Genomic DNA, 17,246 nt, shown 5'->3' with positions numbered 1-17,246 from the left:
TTTCGGGCGCTGTTCCCCGTGGTTGGGCCCGGGTCGACGGCCCGGGGGGGGGGGGGGCCGCCCCGCCGCGGCCGCCGCCCCGACTCGTCCGGATGCCCCGGTGCGCGTGCAACGCACCGGTTCTGCGACGACGTTGATGAGATGAACACCGTCATCGTGCTCGAACCCGACATCCCTACCAACATCCGGCTCCTCGGCCCCGGCCACCAGCCCGCCGATCCGGAGAACCCGGTGCGCCTCGCGCACGCCGCCCCCGCGGAGGCCTCCGGCGTCTGCGGCCCGCACACCCTGTGCGGCCTGGACACCTCCGGCATGACGCTCGCCCCGCACCGCTCCACCGACCGGGGTCGGCCACGTGCGCACTGGAACGCCTGCCGGAACTGCCGCGCCGTCGAGGAGGGCGCGGCACCCCGCACCCCGGCTCCGGTCGCACCGGCCGCTTCGGACGGCCCTGAGCTCGACGCCTTGCCCGGGTAGACCGGCGCGATCCCGGTGGCCGCCGCGCTCAGGCCTCGCCGCCGGCCACCGGTCCGTCCAGTTCGTCGGGGTCGACGCTGAGCGTAACGCCCCCGTACGTCTCGTCGGCGCTGCCCCGGTACTGGTGGATGCGGTTGCCGGCCCACAGGTCGTCGGGCAGCCCGTCCTGCCCGGTGGTGGTCGGGCGACCGTCCCAACGGGCGTACCAGATCGCGTCCGGCAGCGGGCCGCGGCCGGCCCGGGCCGCGGCGACCAGGTCCGCGATGCCGGAGGACATGCTGGAGTAGAAGCCCGACCGGTAGCCGGCCGCCCGCAGGGCCTTGGTCCAGCCGACGGTGAAGTCGACCACCGCCCGACTGCAGACCGCGTCGCCCGTCGGGTAAGCCTCCATGTCGAGGTACACCGGACTGCCCGGCCCCAGCCCCAGCTCCCCCAGCGCCGCCGCGGCCTCGGCCGCCTCCTGCCCGCCCTGCTCCTCGGCCCGGTCCGGGTCGATCCGCAGCGGCTTGTCCGGGCGAGTGGCGCAGGGCGCCTGGAGCCCGACGTGCGTGGGCACCAGCTGCCAGCCCATCGCCCGCACCTCGGCGACCCACTGCGGCGTCAGCCGGGGCTGCGCGCAGCCGCGCTGTCCGCCGCTGCTGTAGATGTTCACCGCGCCGTACGGGGAGGCGGTGCGCCAGACGTCCAGGGCCTCCACCGGCGGGGCCGTACAGGCGTCGAAGCCGGGCCCGGCGTACCGGTACTCGGGCGGCGGTTCCGGGGCGTCGTCGGGCGGCGCGGCGGCCGGGGGTGCGGGCCTCGCGGCCGGGGACGCCGCCACCCGTACGGCGGCCGGCGCCGCCCCGCCGGTCGCGGCGGCGGCGGGCACGGTGGCGGTGACGGTGGCGGGGAGCAGCACGAGCGGGACCGCGAGGAGCGCGGTCGGGGGAAGAAGGCGCATCCCTCCGTCCTAACCCTCTACGGCCGGGCGGGCGGGCCACCGTGCCGACGCACGGTGCCCGTTCACCCGTATTCCCGACACCGGCCCCGGTCCGCGGGCAAACCCTTGCCCCCTTGCCCCCCCGGCCCTCCGCCCCAGCCCTCCGCCCCCGCTCTTTGCCTCAGCCGTGCCCGTCGGTGCGACTGCGGTGCAGGGTGAAGGTGTCCACCGGGGTGAGGTCGCCGTGCGGGCCGTCGAAGGTGTAGTAGGTGACCCGCATCGTGGTGGTGCCGCCGCGGCGGTCGCCGGGGTCGACCTCGAAGGCGGCGAAACCGTGGGTGTGGGTGCGGTCCTGGTAGGCGGCCCAGGGGGCGTCCTCGGTGAGCCAGATCGACTCCCGGTACGGCGCGCCCGGCGCGGGCTTGTCCTCCAGGCCGATCACCACCCGGCCCTGGGGTCGCTCGAACAGGTCGTCCTGGGTGGTGGCGGCGTTGCCCCCCGCACCGATGACCATGTGGACGGTGCCCCGGCCGGTGTCGGCCAGCCGCGGGTCGGTGCCGGTGGGCACCGGGGTGCGGGCGTCGTTCGGCAGGGTGCCGCGGACGGGGTGGGAGCGCTCGTAGTAGTGCTCGTGGCCGCTGACCACCAGGTCGACCCCGTAGGCGTCGAACAGCGGTCCCCAGGCCTCGCGGATGCCGAGGTCGCTGCCGGAGCCGTGCTTGGAGCTGGAGATCATCGGGTGGTGCATGCAGACCACGATCCAGTCGATCCCCCGGTTGCTCCGGGCCGTACGCAACTCCCGCTCCAGCCAACGCTGCTGGGCTCCGCCGGAGTAGCCGCGCAGGTAGGTCTCGCCGGAGTTCTGGATGGCGACGTCGTCGTTGGCGAGGCTGATGAAGCGCACCGAGCCGACGGTGAAGGCGTACCACATGCCCCGGGTCTCCTGGTCGCGGTCGGCGGTGGAGTCGGGGAGGGTGAAGTAGGTCTGGTAGCCGTCGGCGCCGATCGGGCCGTTGCCGCCCTCGTTCTCGTGGTTCCCGGCGCAGGGCATCCAGGGGCGCAGCCGGGTCGAGCGGCTGTTGTTGATGAACCAGTCGGCCCAGATGGCGGTGCGGCTCTGCCCGTGCCGGCCGCCGTAGGAGGCGTAGCAGAGGTCGCCGTTGACCAGGTTGAACAGCGGACCGACGCGTTCGACGGCGGCGACGATGTCGGCGGCGTGCGGGGAGCCGATCTGGCTGCTCATGTACACCGGGTACTTGCCGAGCGGTGAGGGCATGCCGTCGGGGAAGACCAGCCGGCGGCGCAGGTTGGGGGTGGCCTGGTCGCCGAAGCTGGTGAAGGTGAACGGGGTGCGGCCGCGCGGGGCGGTGGTGAAGCTGCCGGTCTCGGGGGTGGCGCCGTCGTGCCCGGCGGCGTAGAGGTACGTGGTGGCCGGGCGCAGGCCGGTGAGCCGGGCGTGGTGGACGTACACCTCGTCCTTGCCGAGGGAGTCCCGGTAAGTGCGGGTCTCGGCCTCGACCACGGTGCCGGGCCCGCCCTCGGGCGAGCCGAGTCGCACGTGCGGGCGGCGGACGGACTGCGGGGTGATCCAGGAGACGGTCATCTCACCGGACGGGTCGCTGCCGAACTGCAGGTGCAGGCCGCTCACCCCGGGCGCACCGGTCCGGTGCGGCCTGGTCTGCAGCAGCGGGCTCGCGGGCGGGTCGGTCGCCCCGTCAGCCACCCCGTCGTCCGCCGCCGCCGGCTCGGCGACGGCACCCCCGCCGACCAGGGCGGCCCCGGCCGCCGACGTGCCCTTGAGGATGGACCTGCGTGCGATCGTCATGACGCTCCGTCTGCCGAGTGGGGGTTCGGACCGCAGCACTGTAACGACATGAGCATGACGAGGCCACCGCTTTTCCGACGCCCGGTCAGCTCCCCGCCGCAGGCGTCGGCCCGGGTCAGCGCAGCCCCGGGAGGCTGCGCAGTTCCCCGATCCGCAGCAGCCGTGCGGCGGCGAGGAACAGCAGCGCCATCGCGACGCCGCCCGCGAGCAGCGAGACCGCCGACACCCAAGGGACCGACGCCAGGCCCTGGTTGCAGGCACGTGCGGCGAACCAGCCGACCGCCCCGGCGAGGGCGGCGGCCGCCGTCAACTTGGCGTAGGTGCGGCAGACGCGCCGGCCGTCCAGCAGCCCCCCGGTACGGCGCCGCAGCCGCAGGGCCGTGAGCAGCAGGCCGACCGCGTACGACAGGGCGTAAGCGGCGGCCATGCCGGTGACCGCCCACCGCGGGGACAGCAGTCGGTGGCAGGCCACCGCCAGGGCGATGTTCACACCGCCGATCCACAGCGCCACGCGGAACGGCGTACGGGTGTCCTCGAAGGCGTAGAAGCCGCGCAGTAGCAGGTACTGGGCCGAGAACGGGATCAACCCCAGCCCGAAGGCCTGCAGCATATGGCCCAGCGGGGCGGTCGCCGCGGCGTCGGCGGCCCCGTGGGCGAACAGCAGCCGCGCGACCCGCGGGCCGAAGACCGCGAAGAAGAACGCCGCCGGCACGATGACGACGCCGCTCACCCGGAGCGCGCGGGAGAGGTCGGCGCGCAGGTCGTCGAGACGGTGCTCGGCCACCGCCCGGCTCATCCGCGGGAGCAGCACGGTGATCAGGGACACCGTGACGACCGCCTGGGGGAGCATCCAGATCTGCTGGGCGTAGCTGTAGGCGGTGTAGCCGACCCCGTCGCCGGGCAGGGCGGAGTCCGCGGCGGAGGCCAGCCGGGTGACCACGGTGCCGGCCACCAGGTTGGCCAGCACGAACAGCAGCGTCCAGCGGGCCGCACCCACGCTCCTGCGCAGCCCGGTGCCCCGCCAGTCGAAGCGCGGCCGCAGCCGGAAGCCCGCCGCGCGGGCGTACGGGACCAGGGCGAGCGCCTGGAGCGCCAGGGCGACAGTGGTTCCGATGCCGAGCAGCCTGACCTGGGCCCCGGTGATGTCCTCGACCTTCGCCGGGGCCGTCATCAGGCCGAGGTAGAGGCCGAACACCGTGATCAGCACGAGGTTGTTCAGGACCGGGGTCCACATCATCGCCCCGAACCGGTTCCGGGCGTTCAGGGTCTGCCCGAAGATGCCGAACACCCCGTAGAAGAAGATCTGCGGGAGCAGGAAGCGGGCGAAGACCACGGTGAGTTCGAACGCCTCGTGGGTGGCCGGGGTGTCGTCCTGGTAGATGCCGATGATCCCGGGAGCGGCCCAGGTCGCCAGCACGCTGCCGACACCCAGCACGCACAGCACCAGCGTGACCAGGCGCTGTTCGAAGGCGACCCCGCCGTCGGGGTCCTCCACCCGGGCCCTGACCAGCTGGGGCACCAGCACGGAGTTCAGCGCTCCGCCGATCAACAGGAAGTACAGGCTGGTGGGCACCGTGTTGGCCTGGTTGTACGTGGTGGCCAGCAGCCCGGTGCCCAAGGCCGCGGCCTGCAGCACCTGCCGGACCAGCCCGGTGGCCCGCGACACCACCGTCCCGGCAGCCATCAGGGCGGAGGACCGCACCACCCCACCGGCCCCGGCCCGCTTGGGAGCCGCATGCCTCCCGTGCCCCGCAACAGGCCGTTCCGACCGCTCGGGCGTCGTCTCCTCGATCATGGCCACAATCTACGGTCCGAAGCCCAGCCCGGCCGTATGGATCTCCAACTCCACTTCCTCCCCTGCCCGTTCGGGCCAGTGGTGCGCCCGGTCGGCTACGGCGGTAGGTTGTCCCGATGACCGATTCCCTCCCGCCCGGCGGCATCGTGCTCGGTACGGACGAACTGACCGCCCGATGGGCCGACGCGTGGCGGCCGGAGCAGGCCGCGGAGCGGTTGGACGGGCTCGGCGCGACCTGGTGCGTCGCGGCGGGCTGGGCACTGGACTTGTTCCTCGGACGGCGGACCCGGCCGCACGGCGACCTGGAGATCGCCCTGCCCGCGGCAGGCTTCCCGGAACTCCGGGAGCGCTTCCCCGAGTACGCGTTCGACGCGGTCGGCTACGGGCGGGTCTGGCCCGCAGCGGACGCGGCGGCACTGGCGGCCACCCACCAGACCTGGCTGCGGGACCCGTCGAGCGGGCAGTTCCTGCTCGACGTCTTCCGCGAGCCCCACGAGGGCGCGACCTGGATCTGCCGCCGGGACGCACGTCTACGGTTGCCGTACGATGCGATCATCGAGCGGACGGCCGACGGAATCCCCTACCTGGCACCGGAGTTGGTGCTGCTGTTCAAGGCGAAGGCGACGCGCCTCAAGGACCAGGCGGACTTCGACGCCGTACTGCCGTCACTGGACGTCACCCGGCGCGCGGCCCTCGGCGGGTGGCTGGAGCAGGTGCACCCCGGCCATCCCTGGCTGGCGGCCTTGCCGGGGTGAGCGGCCCGGCAACTGACAGGAGAGCAGCGGGACATGGAACTGACCACCGGTGACAGGCGAGCGATGGCAGCCGTGGGGCTGATCTGCGTCGGGGTGGCGGCCTGCTACGTCTGGGGCGTCGATGAGAGCGGATCCGACTTCCCGCTCCCGTACAAGCGGCGGCCCGCCTCGCTCCTCCTCCGGATCGATCTGGGCGACCCGGACGCGCGGAACACCACCGTGGCAGCCGACGACCGTACGATCACGCTGGACGCCTCCTGGAGCGGCTGCGACTACCGGCCCGACCTGGTGGTGAAGGAATCGGCCGACCAGGTCACCCTGCTGCTGAACCGCCGCGACGCCTCCGGCCCGGACATCGGCTGCGAGGACGGCGGCATCGCCCAGCTCAAGGCCGTCCTGCACCACCCGCTCGGCACCCGCCCCCTGACCGACGCCGTCACCGGCCAGCCGGTCCCCCACTCCCACGCCCACGGCTGACGGCGTCACCCGGCACGGCATCTGCCGGGACCAACGGCTCCTCGGGGTGTGACCCAGATACGGCAGAAACCCGCCAGAACTTGATCTCGGGTTGAGCCGGCGGTTCACCACGTCATGCGTTGGGCTGTCGTGGCTACAGGCTTTCTGCCTCGCGGCATGATCTCGGGCGGCACGATGCGGCGCGATGCGGCGCGCTGCGGCACGGTCGGCTTCATGTCGCTGACCTGGACGTGACGCTACGACGCCTCACCGCGAGTGGAAATAAGATCGCCACGAGTGGGGTTGGCGAGGGAAGTTTGCCGTTTCAGGAGGGGTCATGCGAGCGATTCAGATGTCCGAAGTGGGCGGTCCCGAGGTGCTGCGACTGGTCGACATCGATCAACCGACGCCGGGCCCGGGCCAAGCGGTCGTGGAGGTCGCCGCATCCGGGGTCAACTTTCTCGACGTCTACCACCGCGAAGGCCGGTACAGCGTCCCGCTGCCCTTCACCCCGGGCGCTGAGGGCGCCGGCACGGTCGTCGAGGTCGGGCCCGGCGTCGCCGACGTCGCAGTCGGGGACCGGGTCGGTTGGGTGGAGATACCCGGCACGTACGCCGAGCGGGCCGTCGTGGACTCCTCCCGGCTGGTGCCGCTGCCCGACGACATCGACTTCGAGACAGCCGCCGCCGCGCTCCTCCAAGGCATGACCGCGCACTATCTCGTCAAGGACGCCTACCCGGTCCAGGGGGGCGACACGGTGCTCGTGCATGCGGCTGCCGGTGGCATGGGGCTGCTTCTGACCCAGCTCATCACCCATCTCGGCGGCAGGGTGATCGGCACGACGTCGACCACGGCGAAGGCCGAGCTGGCGAAGCGTGCCGGGGCCGCCGAGGTGATCCTTTCCTCCGCAGTCGACGATCTCGCAGCCGAGGTGAGGCGGCTCAACGGCGGTCAGGGACTGCCGGTCGTCTTCGACGGCGTCGGCGCGCACACCTTCGACGCGAGCCTCGCCAGCCTGCGAACCCGCGGCCATCTCGTGCTCTTCGGCGCGGCAAGCGGTGCCGTGCCGCCGTTCGATCCGATGCGGCTCGCCCACGGCGGTTCGCTGACCCTGATCCGGCCCAGCCTCGGGGACTACATCGCCGATCGCTCCGAACTGCTCCGACGGGCCGCCGATGTGTTCGAGTGGGTGCGCTCCAAGGCGCTTGAGGTCACCGTGACGGGCCGCTACGCACTGTCCGAGGCCGCCCTGGCCCACAGCGATCTGGAGGCTCGGCGTACCACCGGCAAGCTGCTCGTCGTACCCGATGCGGCCGCTGTCGGACGCCGCGAGGAGACGCAGAGCTGATCGCGGGTGACGAGGTCGGGGATCTTGGAGACTGGGAGGGCACGGCCGACCGTCATCGCCAAGATCCCCGACAGCGTCAGGCACTCAACAGGCCAAGACCAAGTTCTGGCGGGTTTCTGGCGTATCCGGGTCACACCCCTTCCAGGTCCGCGGCGAACAGCGGGCCGTAGCGGTCGGCGGAGGGCGCCACGATCGCCCGGATGCCCGTGTTCGTGCCCAGGACGAAGAGGGCCAGCAGGAGGCGGCCGCTGGAGCACGTCGCGGTCGACGCGCTCGTACGCAGCAACCGAGGAGAACTCCTCGGCGACGCCGGTGAGGAAGTCGGAGTTCCTCAGCACGTCCAGGAGGTCCAGGACGCCTCACCGTCGTAACGACCTCGTCCTTGAGGGCCTGGAGGCCGGCGGGGTCGGCCAGCGGTTCCGGCTTCGGCACGTGAACCACGGCTCGCCCTTGCGGGTGGTGACCTTCACCCCGCCCGCCGAGCCGTCCGCGAGCGCTCGCCGAGAGCCCGTCCAGGGCCGCGGTCATGCGCTTCTTCAGGTCCGCGATGAACGCCCTGCGGGTTCAGGGGCCGGCGGAGTACGGCGTAGTGCACCGCGCGGGTGGCCTCGAAGGCGCCGGGCAGATCGTCCTCCGGATTGCACCAGCGGGCCGCGCCCTCCACGTAGGCAGACGCGCCCGCACCTGGCTCTCCCTCAGCCCGGCCGGCGACCGAGCCCTGCGGGACGAGGTCGCCCGGCTCAAGCGACTCATCCACCGGATCGAGCAGGCCGACCCGGCCCCGGAGTCCTGACCGGACCCCTCCGCCCTCGGCCCTTGCCGGTCAGATCGTCCGGGCGGGGTCGTCCAGCCAGGCGGTCCAGCCGTCCGGGGCGACGGTGAGTCCGAGCCGCTCGACGCCGGGCTCGTCGGCGTCGCGCCACCAGGTGAGGGTGCGTTCGAAGTCGTCCCACAGCCGGCGGCCGCCGTACTGGCGGACGCGGTGCTCGCTCTCGCCGTCACGGAAGGTCGCCGCTGCCCAGGCCGGGACGGTCAACGAGTAGAGCCACAGCGTCCGGGCGCCGTCCTGGTGGGACTGGACGGCGTGGACGACATCGCGAAGGCGTAGCCCGGCAGCGAACGGGAACGGGTCGAACCGGCCGTGCGCGGGCAGTGTCGCGGTGGTGGTGTGCTCGGTGACGGTGCCGCCGGCGGCGGGATGCTGCGGCCACCGCAGGCGCTGGGAGCGCATCTTCATGAACTCGACCGGCCGGCGGAACCGGCCGGACGCGGTGCCGTCGCCGTGGACGGTGAGGCGGACCAGGGCGTCGGCGTTGGAGTAGTGGGTGCCGAACGGTGCCAGGACCAGGCCGCCGGGGCGGGTCTGCTCGATCCAGGGCTGCGGGAACTCCCGCAGCCCGTAGGTGGCGATGATCCGGTCGTACGGGGCGCCGAGTGGGTGGCCGAGCGCGCCGTCCCCGCGGACGACGTGCGGGCGGTAGCCGGCCGCGTGCAGCGCGGCGCGGGCCCGGGCGGACACGGCGGCGTCGATCTCGACCGTGGTCACGGCGTCACCACCGAGCCGGTGGGCGAGCAGGGCGGCGTTCCAGCCGGTGCCGGTGCCCTGTTCCAGTACCCGCATCCCGGGTTCCACCTGGAGGTCCGCCAGCATGGCAGCGACCAGCGACGGCATCGAGGCCGAACTGGTCGGCACCGTGCCGGGCTCGGTTCCCCGGTGCTCGCCGTCGTCCCACTGGGTGATGATCGGGATGTCCGCGGCGGCGGCCGCCATCCACCCCCGCTCGTCGACGCCCCGGTCGACGGCCCGGCTCCTGCCGGTGGCCATGTCGTGCGCCCACACCAGCTCGGGCTGGAACAGCGCGCGCGGCACGGCCTCGAAGGCCTGCGCCCACTCCTCGTCGACGGGGAAGGGCCACCCCTGCGCGGGCGCGAGCGTCACGTGTGGCGTCCCCCGTCGAGCTTCCATGCCCGTGCTCCGTCTCCTCGCTGCGCCGATGCCCTCCCGGGAGGCTCCCCCGTGGGTGACGGCGGGTCAAGAGCGTGCGGGAGCGCTGCGGCAGCGCGCACCGAAGGTGCCGGACAACCCCCGTACGGGCGTGGCGCGGTGGGCTCAGCCCGTCGGCCGCTGCAGCTCCTTGACCAGCAGGTGGGCGTTGGCGAGGTCGGGTCGGTGGCCCGGCGCAGGTGCCGGAGCGCCTCGTCCCGGTCGCCCTGCGCCAGCAGCTCGAGCAGCGCGCCGTGCACTGCGCGCCGTCCTGGGCGAGCCGGGTGGCGGCCGCCGCCCGGTGGTCGGTGGCGGCGGCCTGGGCGGTGCCGACCCCGGCGATGCCGATGGCGGCGGCGCATATCGCGGCGATGGCGCTGGACTTGAGCAGGTGGGAACGCACGGTGAGGTCCTTGCCGGTCTCAGGGTGGGTGAGGGCGACGCGTCGAACGCCCGCTGCCGCGGCGGAGGACCGGGCCCGGCCTCACTCCGCCCCGACCTCGGGCCGGGTACAAGCCAAGGACATGGCGAAGCGTCGATCAAGGTGATCTGATGATCACTTGAGCATTACCGACCAGCAGCCCGCGACTCGGGCCGGATGGCGGGGTGCCACCCCGTCATCCGGCGGGCCGAGCCCCCGAACAGGGAAAGTCCGGGCACGCCGCGGCCCCGGCGGCCGGGGCTCCGCCGGGGCCGGGGCGGGTCGGGGGTCAGGGGCAGTGCTTCCAGGCGAGGTGGTAGACGGTGTTGATGTTGCCGTCGGTCGAGTCCATCGTCATGAAGCTGGTGGTGTGCGCCTGGTCGGAGCTGCCGCCGGCGACGCGCAGTTCGGTGTTGATGTTGAAGTTGCGCTCCTCGCCGCAGGGGGCGAAGACCAGGGCGGCGACGTCGACGCTGTCGGTGGCCTGCCAGTTGTCGTCCGTCGGGCCGTCGAAGCGGTGGCTCTGGTAGGTGGTCTGGGGGTCGCCCTGGAAGTAGTAGTTGGCCCGTTCGACGCCGCTCGCGCCCTGCTCGAGGTGGGCGAAGCCGCGGTAGTCGGCGGAGGCGATGGCGTAGGTGAAGCCCTGGGGGACGTGCACGCGCAGGTCGAGTTGGCAGTTCTTCCGGAAGTCGGTGGGCTTGGAGCCGACGCCCACCTGGGCGAGGTAGCTGCTGTACGTCACGGTGAAGGCGGTGTTGTCCGGTGAGACGGCGACGGCGGCGGTTCCGGCCGGACAGCCGGAGCCGTTGACGGTCGCGACGTCGATGACGATCCGGTCCGGCGGGGTCGGCAGCGAGTCGCCACCGAAGGCCGACGGGCCGAGCAGTGCGGCGGAGACGGTGGTGGTGACGGCCAGGGCGCGGAGCAGCATGGGCTTCCCCTTCGATCGTCCACGGAGGCACGGAGGCACGGAGGTGCGGAGGTGCGGCGACACGGAGGCAGGCGGCACGACCGCGCTCCGGGCGCGGCCCGCACAACCCCCTCGGATTTGACGTGGATATGTCAGCACACCGCGCGGACGGTACACAAGAGATGACGCATGGTCACTATCAACGGGCCCGGCGGCCCCCCGGGTGACCTGCGGGCGTGGGGCGGACGGCAAGCGGAACGGGGCCCGCATAGTCGGAGGGCTGATCACACCTTCCGATCGTGAGACGAGCCGACCATGCCCCTCCCCCGCCGCCTGACCGCCGTCCCGGCCCTCGCCCTGCTGATCGCCCTCCCGGGATGCGGCGCCCCGACGCCGACGCCCGACCAGGCACCGACGCCGAACCCGACCCCCAGCCAGACCCCGACCGGGCCACGGCCGTTCACCCTGGTCGCCACCGGCGACGTCCTGCCGCACACCGAGATCATCCAGCAGGCCAAGGAGGACGCCGGCGGCACCGGCTACGACTTCACCGCCATGCTGGCCGGCGTCAAACCCCTGATCAGCGGCGCCGACCTGGCGATCTGCCACATGGAGACCGTCTACGGCGCCGACGGCGGCCCGTTCACCGGGTACCCGGCGTTCAAGTCCCCGCCGCAGGTCGCCAAGGCACTCAAGGACGCCGGGTACGCGTCCTGCGACACGGCGTCCAACCACACCCTGGACGACGGCCCGGCCGGCATCCGCCGCACCCTCGACGCGATGGACGCCGTCGGCCTCGCCCACACCGGCTCGGCCCGTACCGCCGAGGAGGCCGGGAAGCCCGCGCTGCTGCGGGCGGGCGGTGCTACGGTGGCCCAACTCGCCTACAGCTACGGCACCAACGGCATCCCGCTGCCGAAGGACGAGCCCTGGGCGGTCAACCTGATCGACCGGGACCGGATCCTCGCCGACGCCCGCGCCGCCCGGGCCGACGGCGCCGACCTGGTGGTGGTCAGCATCCACTGGGGCACAGAGTGGCAGGACGCCCCGAACGACCAGCAGCTCACCCTGGCCCGCGAACTCGCCGCAGCCGGCGAGGGCCCGGGCCGGCCCGACGTCGACCTGATCCTGGGCACCCACGCCCACATCCCCCAGGCCTACGAGAAGATCGGCGACACCTGGACGGTCTACGGCCTCGGCGACCAGCTCGCCGGGCACATGTTCACCCACGGCGACACCGAGGACCCGCGCGGCAACTGGAGCTCGATCGCCCGGTTCACCGTCAGCCCACCGGCCGGGCCGGGGCAGCGGTGGACGGTGAGCCGGGCCGAGTTCATCCCGCAGATCACCGACCTCGGCCCGCCCTACCGGGTGCTGGACCTGCGCGAGGCCGTCCGCCGCAACCCCGGCCGCGCCGACTGGGCCCACGCGCTGGACCACATCCGCACGATGGTGCTCAGCCGCGGCGCCGGCACGGCGGGGCTCACCATGGCGCAGTGACGGCCTGGCACGAGCCCGCGGCCGGCGGCCCGCAGCTCACACGCAGTAGCCGCCCAGCCCGTGCTCCAGCAGGTCGAACGCCTGCCGCGCGGCGGCCACCGCATCCGGACGGACCGCCTCGGCCGTCTCCCCGGCCGCCAGCCGTCGGACGTTCTCCCGGACCAACTCGGCCTGGACCCCGCACAGTTGGGCCGCCACCGTACGCGCGACCGCATACGCCACCGTACGCGCCGCGACGTCCCCCGGACCGGCTCCGGCCTGCTCGGCGAGCGCGGTGGCGAGCGCCTCGACCGTACGGGTGGACTGCTCCAGGACGCGCAGCCGCAGACTCGGCGCGGCGAGCGCCATCCGGTGGAAGGCGAGGACGTGAGGGTCGTCGTCGAGACCGGTCACCACGTCGTGCCGGTCGAGTGCGGCCAGGAAGTGCCGGCGCAGCGCCCCGACCGCGGACTCGCCGGGGGCCCGGCCGAGGACGACGGCGACGATGTCGTCGAAGTGGTCCTCGAAGCGGTGCAGGACCAAGTCCTCCTTGGTCGGGAAGTGGTTGAAGACCGTCATCGTCGAGACCTCGGCCGCCGCCGCGACCTCGGAGACGGGGACGTCGTCGAAGCCGCGCTCCAGGAACAGCGCGATCGCCGCCTCGGAGACGACACGCCGTGTCTGCTGCTTCTTCCGCTCCCGCAGACCGCCGGTCCCGTCGCTCCCGTTACTCCCGTTGCTCATGTCGGCACGCTACCACTTCGCTTATGTCGCTCAAAACTTTTATTGACAACAGTCTTTTAGTGACTATAAGAATCTCCTCGGGAGGTCGAGGTCGCCACGGGGCGACCGCACCCAGGAGGAGGTTCTGATGCGCAGCACAGCCATGGTCGGGGCGCCGCCCGGGGAGGGCGCCGGTCCGCCGATGAGCCGCAGGCACGTGGTGATCGCCGTGGCGGGCTGCTTCGCCACCCTGTTACTGGGCCTGCTCGACCAGAACATCGTCAGCGCGGTGTCCTGGACGATGGTCAAGGAGCTCGACCCACTGCACGGCGTGGACCACCTGCCGTGGCTGCTGACGGCCTACACGCTGGCCGACTGCATCGTGCTCCCGCTGTACGGGAAGCTGGCCGACGTCCACGGCGCCAAGCGCGTCTACCTGTTCTCGCTCGGCATCTTCCTCGCCGGATCGGTCCTGTGCGGCCTCGCGCAGAACCTGCCCGAGCTCATCGCCTTCCGGGCCGTGCAGGGCGTGGGCGGCGGCGGACTGATGTCCGTGACCATGGTGGTCCTCGGGCTGCTGACAAGGCCGGGCGAGGCAGCGGCGGCGGAGGGGTCGGGCAAGGCGGGCATGGGCGGGATCATGGTGGGCCTGGGCATCGTGCTCGGCCCGGCGGCTGGCGGGCTGGTCGCCAACCACCTGAACTGGCGCTGGGCCTTCTACCTCAACATCCCGCTGGGAGTGGCCGCCTTCGTCACGTCCGTACTGCTGGTCCGGCTCCCGGTGACGCCGGTCAGGCGCCGCATCGACTTCCTGGGCGCCGGCCTGATCGCCGCGGCGGCGAGCGCGCTGCTGATGATCTCCCAGTGGGGCGGCAAGGACTACGCCTGGACCTCGCCGACCATCGAGGGACTGGGCGCCGCCGCGATCGTCCTGCTGGCCGCGTTCACCTGGCGTCAGACCACCGCGGCCGAGCCGATCTTCACACCGGCCCTGCTACGCAACCCGGTCTTCCGCGTCATGGTGCCGCTGGGCTTCTTCGGCGGCATCGGCCTGGCCGGTTCGGTGGCCTACCTGGCCGGCTACCTCCAGGAGGCCCGGGGGCTCACCCCCGCCGGCGCCGGCCTGCTGTTCTTCCCGATGGCCGTCGGCATGATCATCGTCGGCGCGCTCTCCGGGAAGGCCATGGTCAGGATGGCCGGCCGGTACCGGTACCAGCTGCTCGCCGGTCACCTGCTGGTCGCCGCCGCGATGGTGGTCTTCACCGGCCTGGGGACCGACACCCCGCTCTGGTTCCTCGGCTTCGGCCTGTTCCTGCTCGGCCTGGGGCTCGGGCTCTGCCTGGGCATCGGCCTGATGATCACTCAGAGCGCCGTCGCCCCCGAGCACCTCGGCGTGGCCACCACCTCCGTGCGCTTCGCCCAGCAGCTCGGCGCCTCGGCGGGCCTGGCGATGTTCGGCACCGTGCTCAACCGCGAACTCGCCTCGAAACTCAGCCGTGCGGCGGGCGCCGCCGACGCCGACGGCCGGTTGAACACGGCCGCGCTGCCCACCCTGGACCCGGAGCAGAAGCGCGTCGCACTGGACGCGATCGTCTCCTCCACCCACACGGTGTTCGCGATCGCCGCCTGGGTGATGGTCGTCCCGGCAGTGCTGTCCCTGTTCCTCCGGGAACGGCCGGACGTCCGGGAACGACCGGTCCGTCACGGACGCGTGCCTCGGCAGCGTCCATGACGGACCGATCCGTGACGGAACGATCCGTGACGGCACGATCCGCGACGAACCGACAGGCCCGACGTCTACGGGAGCGTTACGGCTTGCGCCCCACGCCGCCGTAGACCGAGACCGGGGCGTCGAACTGCTCCGAGGGCCCGCCCAGCTCGGGGTGCCAGTGGTTGATCAGGACCACGCCCGGGTCGTCGAGCTCCAACCCGGTGAAGAAACGTTCCACCTCGGCGTGCGAACGCGCGTGGACCTCTATCCCGGCCTCCGCGTAGCGCCGCACCCCCGCCTCCGCCGCCTTGGGCGCGTTGTCGGCGGTGCCGGCGCTCAGGGCCAGGAAGCTGCCGGAGGGCAGGGCGTCCACCAGCTTGCGGACGGGCGGGTGCGCGGCCTCGTCGGAGAGGAAGTGCACGATGTTGATCAGCGTCAGCGCGACCGGCTGCGTCAGGTCCAGGGTGCCGGCCACCGCCGGGTCGGCCAGGAACTTCTCCGGCTCGCGCAGGTCGCCCTCGACGTAGGCGGTGCGCCCCTCCGGGGTGCTGCTGAGCAGCGCGCGCGAATGGGCCAGCACGATCGGGTCGTTGTCCACGTACACCACCCGGCAGGCCGGGTCGACCGCCTGGACGATCTCGTGCAGGTTCGGCGCGGTGGGGATGCCGGTGCCCACGTCCAGGAACTGGCGGATGCCGTGCTCCTCAGCCAGCCGGCGCACCATCCGGTGCATCACGGCGCGGGCGGCGGCGGCACCGACCCGGGCCTCCGGAAGGTCGGCCAGCACCCGGTCGCCGACCTCGCGGTCGGCGGGGAAGTTGGTCTTCCCGCCGAGCAGGTAGTCGTAGACCCGCGCGGAGTGCGCCCGGTCCGTCCGCAGGTCCACCTGCGGCGGCTGCTCGAAATCCGCGTCGATCAGCCAGCTGTCCGGTCCGTTGCCGTCCATTGTCGCCCTCCCCGTCCGGCGTTTGGTCCGGACCACTCAACCACAGGACGTGAACGTCCGTCAGGCGGTTCCCGGTGTCCGCTGAATGTCACCTTCCGCCTCCCGTAGCGCGGAGGTGAACGAGGGCACCCGCATCGCCGTCAGCAGACCCAGGGCCGGGCCCGCCGTGCAGACCGTGACGTAGAACGGGATCAGCCCGAGGCCGTCGTGGTGGTCCAACCACTCGGCCAGCAGCGGGAAGGTGCCGCCGAACGCGGCGATGGTGGCCGCGTTGACCACCCCGAGGCCGACCGCCCGCACCTCGGTCGGGAACAGCAGGCCGGTGAACACGTTGAGCGTGCCGAGCACCGTCGCCACCATCATCCCCAGCAGCACGGCCACCACCTGGAACGGCAACCAGCCCCCGCGCAGCCCGGCCAGCAGGAAGCCGACCAGCGGGATCGGCAGTCCGAAGCCGATCCGGGCGACCGGCAGCAGGCCGAAGCGGTCGGCGGCGGCACCGGTGAGCAGCATGGTGACCAGGACGACGGCGAGCACGACCGTCATGAAGGAGGCCGCCTGCTCCTTGTCGATGACGTGGTAGGCGGCGGCGTACTGCGGCAGGTAGGTCAGCGCGAAGTAGTAACCGACCGTGCCGCCCAGGGTGTTGAGGAAGACGGTGAGCACCGCCCAGCGGTGGTCGCGGAGCGTGCGCAGGAACGGCGGGCGCGCGCCCGGCTTCGCCGCGGCCCGGGCGCGGTGGAACTCGGCGCTCTCCGGCGCGGCCCGCCGCACCCACACCGCGCCCAGCCCCAGCAGCGCGGCGACCAGGAAGCCCCAGCGCCAACCACCGTTCTCCAGGCCGGACTTGCCGATGGTGTGGATCAGCAGGGTGAGCACCCCGAAGGAGAGCAGCGAGCCCAGGATGATCCCGCCGTAGGAGACCGAACTGAACGCGAAGCGGTGCCGGGGCGGCGCCGTCTCCGTCATGTACGCGGCCACGCTCGGCGCCTCCCCGCCGAAGGCGAGCCCCTGCACCACCCGCACCACCACGGCCAGCACCGCCGCCCAGACGCCGATCGTCCGCTGCCCGGGCAGCGCGGCGAGGCCCAGGCTGGCGACGGCGATCACGGCCATGCCGAGGCTGAGCGCGAACCGCCGCCCCCGGGTGTCGCTGAGCCGGCCGATCAGGAACGAGCCGATCGGCCGGGCCCCGAAGCCGACCGCGAAGGTGGCGTACGCGGCGAGCGTGCCGCTGACCCCGCCCTTGCCGTGTCCGAAGAGGTCGGCGGCGAAGTAGGGGGCGAGCACGGCGTAGATGTTCCAGTCGAAGGACTCGACCACGGACCCCACCGTCGCCGCCGCCAACTCCCGCCGCCGGCCCCCGTCGTGCACCCCGTCGCGGGCCGGGGCGGTATCGATGCGATCTGTCATGGCGTCAGCATGACACCGTTCGACCAGCGGCGGAATCGGGTTGAACGGACGTCCGGGTGGCGGCTCGCCGTCTGCCTGCCGAGG

At 72.7% G+C, this 17,246-nt stretch carries 16 protein-coding genes; 7 read left to right on the top strand and 9 right to left on the bottom strand.

Features of this window, described 5'->3' with window-relative positions; translation table 11 throughout:
- The first annotated feature begins 141 nt into the window (after positions 1 to 141).
- Positions 142 to 477: a hypothetical protein gene (locus ACFVXG_RS38060; protein ID WP_387934518.1), complete on the top strand. Its 336-nt coding sequence runs from the start codon at positions 142 to 144 to the stop codon at positions 475 to 477.
- 28 nt (positions 478 to 505) lie between these two features.
- Here the strand turns inward: ACFVXG_RS38060 and ACFVXG_RS38055 are convergent, their stop codons facing one another.
- The 3 genes from ACFVXG_RS38055 to murJ form a co-directional block, all read right to left on the bottom strand.
- On the bottom strand, positions 506 to 1,417 hold the full coding sequence (locus ACFVXG_RS38055) for a DUF1906 domain-containing protein (protein WP_387934516.1): 912 nt from the start codon (positions 1,415 to 1,417) through the stop codon (positions 506 to 508).
- A 160-nt stretch (positions 1,418 to 1,577) separates the two neighbouring features.
- Complete coding sequence (locus tag ACFVXG_RS38050; protein ID WP_387934515.1) at positions 1,578 to 3,221, bottom strand: purple acid phosphatase family protein; 1,644 nt, start codon at positions 3,219 to 3,221, stop codon at positions 1,578 to 1,580.
- A 115-nt stretch (positions 3,222 to 3,336) separates the two neighbouring features.
- Positions 3,337 to 4,905: a murein biosynthesis integral membrane protein MurJ gene (murJ, locus tag ACFVXG_RS38045; RefSeq protein WP_387934523.1), complete on the bottom strand. Its 1,569-nt coding sequence runs from the start codon at positions 4,903 to 4,905 to the stop codon at positions 3,337 to 3,339.
- Positions 4,906 to 5,132: 227 nt separating this feature from the next.
- On the opposite strand from murJ, the gene ACFVXG_RS38040 reads away from it, so the two are divergent.
- The 3 genes from ACFVXG_RS38040 to ACFVXG_RS38030 all read left to right on the top strand — a co-directional run bounded on the left by ACFVXG_RS38040 (position 5,133) and on the right by ACFVXG_RS38030 (position 7,575).
- The gene (locus ACFVXG_RS38040; RefSeq protein ID WP_387934513.1) at positions 5,133 to 5,771 is read left to right on the top strand and encodes a nucleotidyltransferase domain-containing protein; all 639 of its coding nucleotides are present in this window, start codon (positions 5,133 to 5,135) and stop codon (positions 5,769 to 5,771) included.
- Between the two features lie 33 nt (positions 5,772 to 5,804).
- Positions 5,805 to 6,248, top strand: coding sequence for a hypothetical protein (locus tag ACFVXG_RS38035; RefSeq protein ID WP_387934512.1), 444 nt, complete (start codon positions 5,805 to 5,807; stop codon positions 6,246 to 6,248).
- Between the two features lie 316 nt (positions 6,249 to 6,564).
- Positions 6,565 to 7,575, top strand: coding sequence for a quinone oxidoreductase family protein (locus ACFVXG_RS38030; RefSeq protein WP_387934511.1), 1,011 nt, complete (start codon positions 6,565 to 6,567; stop codon positions 7,573 to 7,575).
- 130 nt (positions 7,576 to 7,705) lie between these two features.
- Here ACFVXG_RS38030 and ACFVXG_RS38025 read toward each other — a convergent pair whose 3' ends face one another.
- On the bottom strand, positions 7,706 to 7,861 hold the full coding sequence (locus tag ACFVXG_RS38025) for a hypothetical protein (RefSeq protein WP_387934509.1): 156 nt from the start codon (positions 7,859 to 7,861) through the stop codon (positions 7,706 to 7,708).
- Positions 7,862 to 8,101: 240 nt separating this feature from the next.
- On the opposite strand from ACFVXG_RS38025, the gene ACFVXG_RS38020 reads away from it, so the two are divergent.
- A complete protein-coding gene (locus tag ACFVXG_RS38020; RefSeq protein WP_387934508.1) occupies positions 8,102 to 8,368 on the top strand; it encodes a hypothetical protein in 267 nt (88 codons plus the stop codon).
- A 30-nt stretch (positions 8,369 to 8,398) separates the two neighbouring features.
- On the opposite strand, the gene ACFVXG_RS38015 is transcribed toward ACFVXG_RS38020, so the two are convergent.
- Together ACFVXG_RS38015 and ACFVXG_RS38010 are read right to left on the bottom strand one after the other, a co-directional pair.
- Complete coding sequence (locus ACFVXG_RS38015; RefSeq protein ID WP_387934506.1) at positions 8,399 to 9,514, bottom strand: methyltransferase domain-containing protein; 1,116 nt, start codon at positions 9,512 to 9,514, stop codon at positions 8,399 to 8,401.
- Between the two features lie 755 nt (positions 9,515 to 10,269).
- On the bottom strand, positions 10,270 to 10,911 hold the full coding sequence (locus ACFVXG_RS38010; RefSeq protein ID WP_387934505.1) for a DUF4360 domain-containing protein: 642 nt from the start codon (positions 10,909 to 10,911) through the stop codon (positions 10,270 to 10,272).
- A gap of 294 nt (positions 10,912 to 11,205) precedes the next feature.
- Between ACFVXG_RS38010 and ACFVXG_RS38005 the strand changes: the two genes are divergently transcribed.
- A complete protein-coding gene (locus ACFVXG_RS38005) occupies positions 11,206 to 12,390 on the top strand; it encodes a CapA family protein (protein WP_387934503.1) in 1,185 nt (394 codons plus the stop codon).
- A 36-nt stretch (positions 12,391 to 12,426) separates the two neighbouring features.
- On the opposite strand, the gene ACFVXG_RS38000 is transcribed toward ACFVXG_RS38005, so the two are convergent.
- A complete protein-coding gene (locus ACFVXG_RS38000) occupies positions 12,427 to 13,113 on the bottom strand; it encodes a TetR/AcrR family transcriptional regulator (protein ID WP_387934501.1) in 687 nt (228 codons plus the stop codon).
- A 127-nt stretch (positions 13,114 to 13,240) separates the two neighbouring features.
- Between ACFVXG_RS38000 and ACFVXG_RS37995 the strand changes: the two genes are divergently transcribed.
- Entirely contained in the window at positions 13,241 to 14,824 is a 1,584-nt protein-coding gene (locus ACFVXG_RS37995; protein ID WP_387934500.1) for an MFS transporter, read from the top strand.
- 76 nt (positions 14,825 to 14,900) lie between these two features.
- On the opposite strand, the gene ACFVXG_RS37990 is transcribed toward ACFVXG_RS37995, so the two are convergent.
- The gene (locus ACFVXG_RS37990; protein WP_387934498.1) at positions 14,901 to 15,749 is read right to left on the bottom strand and encodes an SAM-dependent methyltransferase; all 849 of its coding nucleotides are present in this window, start codon (positions 15,747 to 15,749) and stop codon (positions 14,901 to 14,903) included.
- A gap of 60 nt (positions 15,750 to 15,809) precedes the next feature.
- Positions 15,810 to 17,162 carry an MFS transporter gene (locus ACFVXG_RS37985; RefSeq protein WP_387934497.1) on the bottom strand — a complete coding sequence of 451 codons (1,353 nt, stop codon included), beginning with the start codon at positions 17,160 to 17,162 and terminating at the stop codon, positions 15,810 to 15,812.
- Between the last annotated feature and the right edge of the window lie 84 nt (positions 17,163 to 17,246).

This window comes from Kitasatospora sp. NPDC058162 (assembly GCF_042884005.1).
Lineage (GTDB): Bacteria > Actinomycetota > Actinomycetes > Streptomycetales > Streptomycetaceae > Kitasatospora.
This window is presented reverse-complemented; position numbering and strand designations above follow the sequence as displayed.